The 12,000-nt window shown below is 58.3% G+C and carries 6 protein-coding genes and 4 pseudogenes; all 10 read right to left on the bottom strand.

Translation table 11 applies throughout. The features are described from left to right. Positions 1-3: 3 nt before the first annotated feature. On the bottom strand, positions 4-1,965 hold the full coding sequence (locus ACR3FB_RS18160) for a beta-galactosidase (RefSeq protein ID WP_480565709.1): 1,962 nt from the start codon (positions 1,963-1,965) through the stop codon (positions 4-6). Next, a complete protein-coding gene (locus ACR3FB_RS18155; RefSeq protein ID WP_480565707.1) occupies positions 1,962-3,608 on the bottom strand; it encodes an amino acid ABC transporter permease in 1,647 nt (548 codons plus the stop codon). The genes ACR3FB_RS18160 and ACR3FB_RS18155 overlap by 4 nt, the downstream gene beginning before the upstream one ends. 65 nt (positions 3,609-3,673) lie before the next feature. Further along, the gene (locus tag ACR3FB_RS18150; protein ID WP_419740815.1) at positions 3,674-4,423 is read right to left on the bottom strand and encodes a basic amino acid ABC transporter substrate-binding protein; all 750 of its coding nucleotides are present in this window, start codon (positions 4,421-4,423) and stop codon (positions 3,674-3,676) included. A 27-nt stretch (positions 4,424-4,450) separates the two neighbouring features. Continuing rightward, entirely contained in the window at positions 4,451-5,491 is a 1,041-nt protein-coding gene (locus ACR3FB_RS18145; RefSeq protein WP_170679961.1) for a LacI family transcriptional regulator, read from the bottom strand. After that, positions 5,492-6,238 (bottom strand): sugar phosphate isomerase/epimerase family protein, encoded by a 747-nt coding sequence (locus tag ACR3FB_RS18140; protein ID WP_480565705.1) that lies wholly within the window; start codon positions 6,236-6,238, stop codon positions 5,492-5,494. It abuts the gene before it with no gap. 80 nt (positions 6,239-6,318) lie between these two features. Beyond that, positions 6,319-7,400: pseudogene (locus tag ACR3FB_RS18135) on the bottom strand (ABC transporter ATP-binding protein). A 3-nt stretch (positions 7,401-7,403) separates the two neighbouring features. Then, a pseudogene (locus ACR3FB_RS18130) lies at positions 7,404-9,056 on the bottom strand (alpha-glucosidase). A 9-nt stretch (positions 9,057-9,065) separates the two neighbouring features. Further along, positions 9,066-10,214 (bottom strand): carbohydrate ABC transporter permease, encoded by a 1,149-nt coding sequence (locus ACR3FB_RS18125; RefSeq protein ID WP_480565701.1) that lies wholly within the window; start codon positions 10,212-10,214, stop codon positions 9,066-9,068. Between the two features lie 3 nt (positions 10,215-10,217). Next, positions 10,218-11,224 (bottom strand): annotated as a pseudogene (locus tag ACR3FB_RS18120) (carbohydrate ABC transporter permease). 55 nt (positions 11,225-11,279) lie between these two features. Beyond that, positions 11,280-12,000 (bottom strand): annotated as a pseudogene (locus ACR3FB_RS18115) (alpha-glucoside ABC transporter substrate-binding protein); the annotation flags it as partial.

The raw sequence follows: 12,000 nt of genomic DNA, 5'->3' as shown, positions 1-12,000 counted from the left end.
GCACTATTCCGTCCAGACCGCAAGGCTGTGGGGGGCGACCGGGTCTTCTCCGACCAGAAACGTGCGCTTTGAGTTCACTTGCAATGGTTGATCTTGATCGCCGAAATTGAAGGCAAAGCGCAGGTCCCCGCGTTGGGTCAGCCTCAGGTCCTGATGCGTTTCGGTGACCTCCAGCCCCGCCCATTCCAACACGTCGCGCAAGATGTTTTGTAACAACGCGCCGCTCGGGACCATCGCAAGATAGGTCGCCCTGTCCGAGCGAATGACCGCCGGGCTGCCATTCTGGTATCGGCTGGCGAAACGGCCGATAACTTCTGCGCTCGTCTCGACAATTTCGCGCCAACCTGTGAAAGGCAGCGGGTTTTGCTCACCCAACTGCACGGCTTCGTCCGCAAGGTCGGGCAAGGACTCGACTCGCAAAACGCGAACACCTGTCAAATCGCTCAACACCCCCGGCGCTAGGCTATCCGGGCTGTGCATACCTGGCGTCTTGCTGCCCGACCGCGCCCCGATCAACAGTTTCGCTGAGGTCGTCTTAAGTCTTGAGGCCAACCCGTCGCTGACGATCATGCTCTGCGGTAAAACGATCAAAGCATAGCCATTCAGATCATCCTCCGGCCCGACAAAATCCAGATCGACGCCGAAACCGCGCAATCCCGCGTACCAGTCTCGTAGGATGTTCGCATTAGGAAATGCGTCGTCATGCGGCAGGATATCCGCCGCCCAGATCGACGTATAGTCGATCAGAATTGCAACTTGGGCCTTCTGCCTATTGGCCGGCGGCAAAACCGCCCGATCCTTCACCACCTGCGCCAGCTCGACCGCTGCCTGATCCGGGCTGCCGTCAGATCGTAAAAGCGCGGTGTGGAACTGTTCCTGAGCAAACCTCGCCTGCCGCCAGCGAAAGAACATCACCGCCTGCGCACCATGAGCATAGGCTGCCCATGTCCATAGCCGAACCATGCCATCTGCGGGCGACGGGTTCTTTTCCGCCCAATCCACTGGGCCGGGTTGTTGTTCCAACACCCACATGCGCCCGCGTCCCTGCGAACGATAGAGATCGCAGTGAAACCCCTGATAATCCGGTGCCCCGGTTCGCAAGTAGCGGTGCTTGTCCTGATCAGACAGGGACGATCCCAGCAGATTGCCCAGCGGGTAACTGTCGAAGCCAACGATATCCAAGTCGGCGGCCACCGCGTGGTGATCATACTCGAAACTGCCCGCCATGAAGTTATGCGTGATGTCCCTGCCCGGAGAATGTGCCCGAAGAATATCCACCTGAGCCTTGTTGAACAGTCGGACCCGGTCCGAGGAATAACGCGCAAAATCCAAAGATTGCGTCGGGTTCGCGGCCGCGACCAAGCCGTTTGGTAGCTCGATCTGGTCAAAACTTGAATACTGCGTGCCCCAGAAAACCGCACCCCATCTCTGGTTCAATTCTTCAATCGTGCCATAGCGCTCTTGCAGCCATCGGCGAAACCCATGGCGAGCCGGGTCGGAGTAGCTGAGGACGGTGTCATGGTCATTGTATTCATTGTCGATCTGCCACGCGTGAACATGCGGGTTTTGCCCATAGCGCCGGGCATATTCGGTGGCGATCCGTTTGGCCTCCTCCAGATAGACATCGCTGGAGAAGCAATAGTGCCGTCGCGATCCAAAGCCGCGCACGCGACCGTCAGGACCCACGGGCAGAATCTCTGGATACTCGTCGATCAGCCATTTGGGTGGCGAAGCCGTTGGAGTAGACATCATGACCCGCAGGCCAGCCTCACCCAATATCCCGATCACCTCATCCAACCAACCCCACTCGAAGTGACCGCGCCGGGGCTCGATCAGGCCCCAGGTGAACTCTGCAATCCGCACCCAATCGAGGCCCATTTCGACCATACGCGCAGCATCGTCTCGCCATTGGGACGGGCCCCATTGCTCGGGATAGTAGCAAACCCCCAGTTCAAGTTTGCTCATCTGGTGTCCTTCGCAGTTCGCCGCTCGATCCATTTCAGGAAGCTGGCGCAACCCAGAGTAATCACTACATAGAGGATCGCCGCCGTGTTGAAGGGTGCAAATGGCAGGAAACTGGAAGCCTGAAACTCGCGCATGCGTTGGGTCATGTCGCGCACCGACAGGATCGACAGCAACGAGGTGTCCTTGATCATCGCGATGAATTCGTTGCCCAAGGGCGGTGTGACGATCCGCAAGGCCTGCGGCAGCACGATCAGCCGTGCTGTTTGCCAGCGTGACAGACCCAGCGAACTGCCGGCCTCGAGCTGGCCTTTCGGTATCGCTTCGATGCCGGATCGGAAGATCTCGGCCATATAGGCGGAATATCCAACCGAAATGGCGATGATCCCGCGGGTCATGTTGGTCATGTCAATCCCGCCACCAGTGGCATCCTTGACCGCGCCCGCCAGAGGAAGGCCGATATAGAGGATGATCACCAGCATCGGAATGCCTCGGATCGTATCCACGAAAAACTCGGCCCCGACCGCAAGTGGGTGCAGTTTGTGCTGGGATCCACCGACCGTAAGGGTCAGCAAAAGGAAACCGAAAACGGCAAAAGCGAGCCCCGGATTTCGAAACTTGTCTGGCAGAAAGCTGGTCTGCCAGATTACCGGATAGCCCTGTGTATGGGCCTCAACCGGAACAAATGCGCCTGAGACGCTTTCTACGGTCTCAATCTGCTCAATCGCTGATGCCGCGTCCGGAGCGCTTCGGATGCGGATTTGCTGATCGCCGCCACCCTCGAATTCACCGAAGCGGATCACATCGGCTTGCGCCTGAGGGGTGCCGCGCACAATGGCAATGCGGCCCTCGGCATTGCCGACAAGGACATAGCTGACCTGAGGCTGCATGAAAAAAAAGGTGGATACCGCAAGCAACGCCAGACTGATCGCGCCATAGACCATCGTTGTCCGGGCCTTTGGCTTGAATGACTGAAGCCCGACCCAGATCAGGCCAAGGATCGCTGCGAAGATATAAGCAAAGATCGCCGCGCGGAACGTAATCGCGACGCCTGTTGCGAATTGCCAATGGGCCATAAACATCAGGTAGAACAGCGCGGCGCCCGTCAGAATTTCGAACCCAAACTGCACGCGCCCACGTAAAGGTTTGGCCAAACGGCCCGAGATCAGGCAGAGCGCGATGATCACAGTATAGACGGCCAGTAGTATCAGCAGGCCGCTCTGAACTTGTGCAACCACTTCGGGAAACAGAACCCACGTTTGGTTGGAGCGGTCAATCAGGGTCGAAGTGTTCTGACTGAGCGCATGAAAGAAGACGGACTCGGCGAAGGGCATCAGGACATGCGGGGCGACAAAAGCCAGAATGGATAGGCCAACCGCCGCCGGAAACGCCGCCAAAGCGGAAATGCGAAGCCATGCGGGCGCTTGCGCTTCGAACCGGGTGTGGCGGGCGCAAAGATAGCCGAGGATCGCAGTCGCAAGGACCAGCAGGAACCCCACGAATATCGGCCCTGCATTGTTACCGATCCCAAGAATGGCGACCAGAGATCGCAGGTATTTTGACGAGGTGGCAAACAGATAGATGATAAACGGCGCGGCTGCGAGCAACACGAGGTTGCTCGGGCGGATCGAGCTGAGGCGCGACATGGTGTTCTCCGCTAAGTCAAAGCCCCGGCGGCAGAACCCGCCGGGGCTGGAGGGGGTTCAAAGGGTCAGTTGGTGCCCCAGTATTTGGCTTTCAGCTCATCCAACGTCCCGTCTTGCTGAATTGCGGCCAGACCTTCGTTGATCGCATCGACGGTCGGATCACCTTCCTGAAACACGATGCCCAGAGGGTCGGATTGCAGGCCGGTAATGCCCACGGTTAACTCGCCCGCGAACTCCTGCTCATACGCGGTGGCCGAAGTTCCGTCGATGATCACGCCTTCGACGTCAGCATTCTGCAACGCCAGAATGGCGGCAGAGAAGTTGTCATAGAGGCTGACATTCTCGCGCCCGACCAGCTCTTCCGCCAACTGCGCGTTGGTTGTTCCGGTTTGAGCGGCCAGTTTCAGACCTCCGGCCTTGAAGTCATCCAAGGTCGTGTCGCCCTTGTCGACTTGCAGCAGGATGGCCTGGCTGACCACGATATACGGTTCCGAGAAATCCATGGTCTCTTCCCGTTCCGGCGTGATCGACACGCCCGAGATGACCAGATCGAACTCACCTTGCTGAAGGGCTGCGAAGATGCCGTCCCACGCGGTGTTGACGAAATTCGGCACGCAGTTCACGCGTTCGCAAATGGCGTTCATCACGTCGACGTCAAAGCCCACGATCTCGCCCGTTGTCTCATCGACGGTCTCCATTGGCGGATAGGTTGCATCTGTTCCGATCTTCAGAACGCGGCCTTCCAAATCGGCGGCAAAAGCGGCCGGGACCGTCATCGTGGCAACGGCTGCAGCGGCAAGTAGATGTTTGAACATGTTTGGTTTCTCCTTTGTTGGGTCAGGTCAAATCGCCGGGTTCGGCGGAGGTGTGTCAGGTTGCCGCTCGATTAACGTGGCCCTGATCTTCTTTTGAATTTCAGACGGATCGACCCCGTCCAATGATTTTAACATGAACGCGCCCAGCAACCGGCTGGTCTCGTCAATCGGCACGTAGTAGGCGCTGGGCGCGGGCACGAAATACTTGCTGAGTTGGAGGTCATCGGTCGAAATGACCACAACATCGCGCCCGACCCTGATGCCATCTTCGGCGGCGGCGGACAAAACGCCCAATGTCATCGCCTCATTGGCGCAAATGATACCGGTCGGGCGGTCTTTGCGCTGCATCAGGCTGCGAAAAGCCTCTTGGCCGCTTTGCGCCGTTGTGGGGCCGTTGTAGATCAGATCGGGTTGAACGGGCACGCCCGCCGTCTGTAGCGCGGCGGCATAACCAGTCTGACGCTGTCCGGTGTAAACCAAATCGGCGGGTGGGTTGATAAGCGCAATCCGCCGATGACCTAAACGCAACAACCGCTCTGTGGCGTCGTGCGCCGCGCTTTCGCTGTCGAAATCGACATAGGGATGAGGTTCAGAACTGTCGCTCATGCCATAGGTCACAAAGGGGAAGTTCTGGTTTTGTAGATAGGCGATACGCGGGTCGTTATGTCGAGTGCCCGAAAAGATCACCCCATCCGCCGAGCGTTCCTGTACGATCGCGCGCAGGGCGGCCATCGCTTCGTCCAAATCGGCCACGCTGCACACGCTCAGCTCATAACGTGACCCCTGCAAGGCGGTTGAGATGCCAGCCACAATTCGGGTGAACTCGACACCCTCCCACTCCTCGGTTGCGTCGGTGGAGACGCCCACCAGTACCGCGATCCGGTAGGACTTGTTCGTGCGCAATTTCAGCCCGGCAAGGTTTACTTTGTAACCCTGCTCCACGGCCACTTTCTGTATCTCTTCACGGGTTTCGCGTTTGACCGAGTCCTCTCCGCGCAAGGCATTGGAAACGGTCCCGACGGAGTAGCCTGTCTGCTTGGCGATAGACTTGATCGTTGCGCGGGCCATTTAGTTGCGACCTTTCAAAAGGTCGGTCAGAAAGCGCCTGCCTATTGTCAGCGTCGTCGCCGGACTCGGCGACTCGTCATGCTCAACGAACAGATCCGAACACGCGGTACGATGCAGCGCGTCAAGAACTGCGTTCCAGTCAATATCGCCCTGCCCCAGATCCCGCCACCGGGCGTCGCCCTCTTGGCTGGGGTCCACGTCCTTGGCATGGACCGAGACCACACGGTCGGCATAGCGCCCAATTATCTCGGCAGGGTCCAAGTTCGCCGCCCCCAGCCAACCGATATCGGGCTGCCAAAAGACGTTCCCTGTTTCCAGGAACATCTCCAACGGCGTCTGCGAGGGATAACCGACCAGATCGAAATCGTGGTTGTGATAGGCCAGCCGAACGCCCGAGCCGGACAATTGCGCAGCCCATTGTGTTAACTGGCCCGACACAGCCTTCCATCCCTCGGCGGTGTCGGGCCGCGCCTCTGGTGCCAGCCAAGGCATGACGGCAACCGGGCACTCCAATCGTTCCAGAAGGTCCTGAATTTCGGGTAAACGCCCCTCGTACTCTTCCCAGTCGAAATGCGCCGAACGCACCCGTAGGCCAGATTGCGCAACGATCCGGGCCATCTGAGGCGCCGTCAGATCGTGCAACCCTATCGTTTCGACATCTCCATAGCCACAGGCCACCGCCAATTGCAGTTGATCGCCGAGATCACCACAATTCCGGACTGTGTATAGCTGCGCAGAAACCCGCATTCGCCACCATTGAAACGTTTCAATAATGGTTGAACGGGGTTGTATGAGTTGTCAAGCGGCTTGAAGCAGCGCGCGCCAAGTCACTTGCGCATGGACAGGCCGTTATGGAACAGATGCACTTTTTCCGGCCGTGCTGTGACCGAAACCTGCTGCCCGCGAAGGTTCCGTTGAATACCGGGCAGTTTGGCGATGACCTGATCCGCGCCGTTGGATTTGGCAAAATAGAGCAGAGTCACTTCACCCAACGCTTCGGTGAAATCAACCTCGCCGCTCAGGATCGGGTCGCTATCCGTCAAAGTGAAATCTTCGGGCCGGACGCCGATGTTTACCTGCTTGCCTTCATCCTCGGGCCCGGTCGGGATCGCGGAAATCGCCATGCCTCCGCCCTCAAGGCTATCGTCGTCATCTGCCCAGTGCCAGTGATCGTTCCGGGTAACAGGTTCATCGAAGGCGAGCCGATGAACTGGGCAACGAACTCATTGTCCGGGGTTTCATACAGCTCAAGCGGGGTGCCAACCTGGGCGATGCCTTTGTTGGCCAGCACAACGATGCGGCTGGCCAAGGTCATCGCTTCGACCTGGTCATGGGTCACATAGATCATGGTGCTGTCGGGCATCGCCTCTTTGAGGCGCGCAATCTCAATCCGCGTGGCGACGCGCAGCGCTGCATCGAGATTCGAGAGCGGCTCATCAAACAGATAGACCTTGGGGTCCCGCACAATCGCCCGCCCGATCGCGACGCGCTGGCGTTGACCACCAGAAAGGGCTTTGGGTAGGCGATCAAGATATGGGTCCAATTGCAGAATTTGAGCCGCGCGCTCAACAGCAGCGTCAATCTCTGCGGCGGGTCGCTTGGCGATCTTAAGCGCAAAAGACATATTCTCGCGCACGGTCAAATGCGGATAGAGGGCATAGGACTGGAACACCATCGCGATGCCGCGCTGCGCGGGCGGCACGTCATTCATGACCTGACCTTCGATCTCCAGCGTGCCGCCGGTGATCTTCTCCAGCCCCGCAATCATCCGGAGCAGAGTGGATTTTCCGCATCCGGACGGGCCGACAAAGACGATCAACTCGCCCTGCTCGATATCCAGATCAATGTGTTTCAGGACATCAACTGGTCCATAGGATTTCGCCACATCTGTGAGTTTGAGTTCCGACATGACTTACCCCTTGTCCCTGCGCATCAGGCAGAATTCGGCAGGTTGCAGCGTGACGCGACCTTCACCCGTGACACTGCCAATGTCCTCACCAATTGCCTGCCAGCTGCCCGAGGGCAGATCGACCTGCCCCGCCCCTCGTCCCAGATTAAAGGCGCAAAACACCTCCTCGCTGGCGTTTTCGCGGCGGAACATCAGGATCGGGCCGACTTGCACCATCTCTGATTGCGCCCCCGCAGCCAGCGCCGGATGCGCATGTCGCAGAGCAATCGCGCGGCGATAGTGGTGCAGCATGGATTGGTCGTCCGCCTCCATACGATCAACCGCACGTTCGGACTGCGTATCACTAACAGGCAACCATGGCTCGCCGGTGCTAAAGCCCGATTGTTCATCCTGAGTTGCCCAGACCATTGGCGTCCGGCATCCGTCACGGCCTTTGAACTCAGGCCAGAATTCAACGCCATAGGGGTCTTGCAAGCGTTCGAAGGGCACGTCGGCCTCAGGTAGGCCCAATTCCTCGCCCTGATACAAACAGGCCGAACCGCGCAGGCACATCATCAGAACCGCGTGCTGACGCGTTGCCGCATCGCTGAGGTTCCAGCGGGAGGCATGGCGTTGAACATCATGGTTCGAGAACGCCCAGCAAGGCCAGGCATCTCCGGCCTTGGCCTGAAGCTGGTCAAACACCTGCTTCGCGTAAGACGCTGTCAACGCGCGTTTTTCCAGGAACTCGAACGCATAGCACATGTGCATACGCGCATCACCCGAGGTGTACTCCCCCATGATCTCAAGCCCGCGCTGCGCGTCGCCGACCTCACCCAGACAGGCGCGTCCTTCGTATTCGTTTGTCAGCGCCCTCAGCCGCTCCAGGAAGGCGATGTTTTCCGGCTGACTTTTGGAATAGAGATGGTTCTGGTGGTTGTATGGATTCACTGCGGGTGCAATCGAGGCATTGCGCTCCTCAACCGGCAGCGCGGGGTTATCGCGCAACTGCTTGTCGTGGAAATAGAAGTTGATCGTGTCCAGACGGAAGCCATCGACCCCAATCTCCAGCCAGAACCGGGCCACGTCCAGCAGCGCGTCCTGTACCTGTACGCAGTGGAAGTTCAGGTCCGGCTGCGACGTCAGGAAGTTGTGCAGGTAGTATTGCAGGCGGCGCGGGTCCCACTGCCAGGCAGACCCTCCGAAGATCGACAACCAGTTGTTCGGCGGCGTCCCATCTGGTTTGGGGTCAGCCCAGACGTACCAATCGGACTTCGGATTTTCCGTTGAAGCACGGCTTTCGGTGAACCACGGGTGTTGATCCGAAGTGTGTGACAGCACCAGATCAATCATCACTTTCAAACCCTTGGCGTGGGCCTGATCCAATAGTTCTTGAAATCCTCAAGCGAGCCGAACATCGGATCGACATCACGATAATCGCTCACGTCATAGCCGAAATCCTTCATCGGCGACTTGAAGAAAGGCGAAATCCAGATCGCATCGACGCCGAGCGAGGCGATATAGTCGAGCCGTTGGGTGATCCTTCAGGTCACCAATCCCGTCGCCATTGCTGTCCTGAAAGCTGCGCGGATAGATCTGGTAGATCACGCCGCCCCGCCACCAGTCTGACGGCGCTCTGGTTGAGTTGGATAGGTCTACGGTGTTTTGCACGTTCATCAGACGCCTCTATTTGACGGATCCGGCCAGTAGGCCCCGGACCAGGTATTTTTGCATTGCGAAGAACACGACCAGTGGCACAAAGATCGATACGAAGGCCGCCGTCGCGAGGATTTCCCAGTTGCCGCCTCTTGTGCCCAAAAGCTCGACGATGCGGTTGGTCATAACGGTGGTCTGGCCGGTCGCATCGATCAGGAATACCTTGGCGACCAGAAGGTCGTTCCATGTCCACAGGAACTGGAAGATCGCAAAGGATGCGAGTGCCGGGAAGCTGAGCGGCAGGATCAGCTTAGTGAAGATCTGGAACTCGGTCGCGCCATCGACGCGAGCATTCTCGATCAGATCCCGTGGCAACCCGGCCATGTAGTTGCGCAGCAGGTAAATCGCCAGTGGCATACCAAAGCCTGTATGGGCCAGCCAGACGCCCAGATAGCCTTTCCCGATCCCGATATTCAGGTGGAATTTCAACAGCGGTATCAACGCCAATTGCAATGGCACAACCAAAAGCCCAACGACGGCCGCGATCAGCAGCGCACGGCCTGGAAACTCCATCCAGGCCAGTGCATAGGCTGCGAAGGCCGCGACGAGGATCGGGATGATTGTTGCCGGGATTGTCACCGTCAACGTGTTGAAGAACGCTTTGGCCATACTGTCCGAACTGCTCTGATCCAGCAGGACTTTTCGGTAGTTGTCCAACGTGAATTCCGGCGGCAATTCGGCCGTGACGAACACACGGACACCTCGGTTTCCGGTGAACTCCTCAGTGTTCTCCATCCTGTAGGCGCCGTCCGCATCAACGGTGATCGTGCCGCCTCGACGCAGTTCAGCGGTGTCGCCGGGAACAAAGGCGTCAACCTCACGAGCACTGATACCCCAGTTCGAGATCTTCACCTGCTCGTCATCCCCGAAAAGCTGACCTTCGATTACGTAGAGGCCGTTCTTCAGCACCTGCGTTTCAGGTGCGGCGCTGCGCAGGGTCAGGTTCTGCTCGGACGGAAAAACCGACCGCCACCAACCACTGCCCGAGATCTGATCCGCAGTCCGGAAAGATGAGATCAGCAGACCGAGGGTCGGAATCACCCAAAGCACCACCAGAAAAACAACCGAGGCATGGACAACCCAGCGCAGTGCCGGTTTGGTTCCTGCAATATCGCTCATGGCCTACTCCATTTCCTTGCGCGCGTTGCGCACGTTCCAGATCAGGATCGGAGTGACCAACAGCATGATCACCATGGCCGAGGCCGACCCCACCCCCCAATCATTGGCGCGGAACAGCTTGTCGTACATGTAGTTGGCCAGCACCTGCGTCTCCCATTGGCCATTGGTCATGGCAAAGACGATGTCGAAGACCTTGAGGACAGTGATCGTGATCGTCGTCCAGACCACCAGAATGGTTGTTTTGATCTGAGGTACTTTGATCTTGAAGAAAATCTGGAACGGGTTTGCCCCGTCCAGAATAGCGGCCTCGACCGTTTCCTCGGGGATGCCACGTAAGGCCGCCGACAGGATCACCATGGCAAATCCGGTCTGAATCCAGACCAAAACGATCATCAGAAAGAAACTGTTCCAAAACGGAACGGTCAGCCATGTCTGCGGTTCAGTCCCGCCGAAGAAGATGTACAGGGCGTTAAGAATACCGATCTGATCCTGTTCCGCCGGCCGCGCGTCATAGACCAGTTTCCAGATCACCGAGGCCCCCACGAAGGAAATCGCCATCGGCATGAAGATCAGCGATTTGGCAAAATTGCCCCAGCGGATGCGATCGGTCAGCTGCGCTACGAGCAGACCAAAACCCGTTGACATCGCGGGCACCACGATTAGCCAGAACATGTTGTTGCGCATGGCTTCCCAGAATTTCGGCTCTGCCGCCATCTGGGTGTAGTTGTCCAGACCAACCCATCTGTACCCGCCGCCAGGCACGCGCTCCGTGAGTGAAAGGCGCAGCGTCTCAACAACCGGATAAGCCAGATAGAGGCCAAGCGCCGCCAGCGCAGGAACAGGAACAGCCAGGGCCGGATCATGTTCGCGCGGTTGATATTGCGCCCTGCGTTCGGCCCGCGCGGCGGGAACAGGACTTTGTCCAGAAATTGGTTCGAGAGGTAGAAGTAGCCCACGCAACCCGACACACCGATGATGATGGTCAGCAGGCCCTGAAGTGCCGGTGTCATGATGCCCTCGTCGGTTTGGAAACGGGGCAGCCTAATAGCCGCCCCGAAGCGTCAGTTACTTCGCGGCATCCCACGACGACTGGATTTCACCCGCAACAGTGGCCGCGTCCTTCGCGCCCGAGGAATAGTCGACCATGCCGGTCCAAAACGTCCCCGCGCCGACCGCACCCGGCATCAGGTCTGAGCCGTCAAAGCGGAACGTGGTGGCGTTGGTCAGAATCTCACCCTGACCGCGTTGCGTGTCATTGGCATAGTTCTCGGGGTTTGCCCCCAGATGCGGCGTCAGGAACCCGTCCTGAGACATCATGATCTCATGCGCAAATGGAGTTTTGAGGAATTCCATAAACACTTCAGTCGCCGGGCTTGGGTTTGTGATAGTGAACAAGGTGCCCGCGCCCAGAACCGGTGTGCCCAGATCTTTCTCAGCGTAGGCCGGGAAATAGAAGAAATCGGCATCCACGCCCAGCTCTGTCCCTTCCGGGAAATAGGCCGGTATGAACGAGGCCTGGCGGTGCATCATGCAGGCAGGCGGACTGTCGAACAAGCCCTTGGGGCTGTCGCGAAAATCGATCGCGGCCGTGTCGTCTGCGTTCCCAACCACATAGTCGTCATTGCGGGTAAAGCTGCCATATTCCTCAATCGCGGCAATCACGCGCGGGTCGTCGAACTTCATCTCATTCGATACCCACTGGTCGTAAACCTCTGGCGATTGCGTGCGCAGCATCAGGTCCTCACCCAATCCGTCGCAGGCCAACCCGTCGCGCCACCGGATGCTA

The sequence above is a fragment of the Ruegeria sp. AO1 genome, assembly GCF_056535985.1.
This window is presented reverse-complemented; position numbering and strand designations above follow the sequence as displayed.

What these genes read in the sequence shown, in the direction of transcription:
- ACR3FB_RS18145 (WP_170679961.1), bottom strand. Translation starts at nt 5,491, where the DNA reads ATGGCCCGCGCAACGATCAAGTCTATCGCCAAGCAGACAGGCTACTCC.
- ACR3FB_RS18140 (WP_480565705.1), bottom strand. Translation starts at nt 6,238, where the DNA reads ATGCGGGTTTCTGCGCAGCTATACACAGTCCGGAATTGTGGTGATCTC.
- ACR3FB_RS18160 (WP_480565709.1), bottom strand. Translation starts at nt 1,965, where the DNA reads ATGAGCAAACTTGAACTGGGGGTTTGCTACTATCCCGAGCAATGGGGC.
- ACR3FB_RS18155 (WP_480565707.1), bottom strand. Translation starts at nt 3,608, where the DNA reads ATGTCGCGCCTCAGCTCGATCCGCCCGAGCAACCTCGTGTTGCTCGCA.
- ACR3FB_RS18150 (WP_419740815.1), bottom strand. Translation starts at nt 4,423, where the DNA reads ATGTTCAAACATCTACTTGCCGCTGCAGCCGTTGCCACGATGACGGTC.
- ACR3FB_RS18125 (WP_480565701.1), bottom strand. Translation starts at nt 10,214, where the DNA reads ATGAGCGATATTGCAGGAACCAAACCGGCACTGCGCTGGGTTGTCCAT.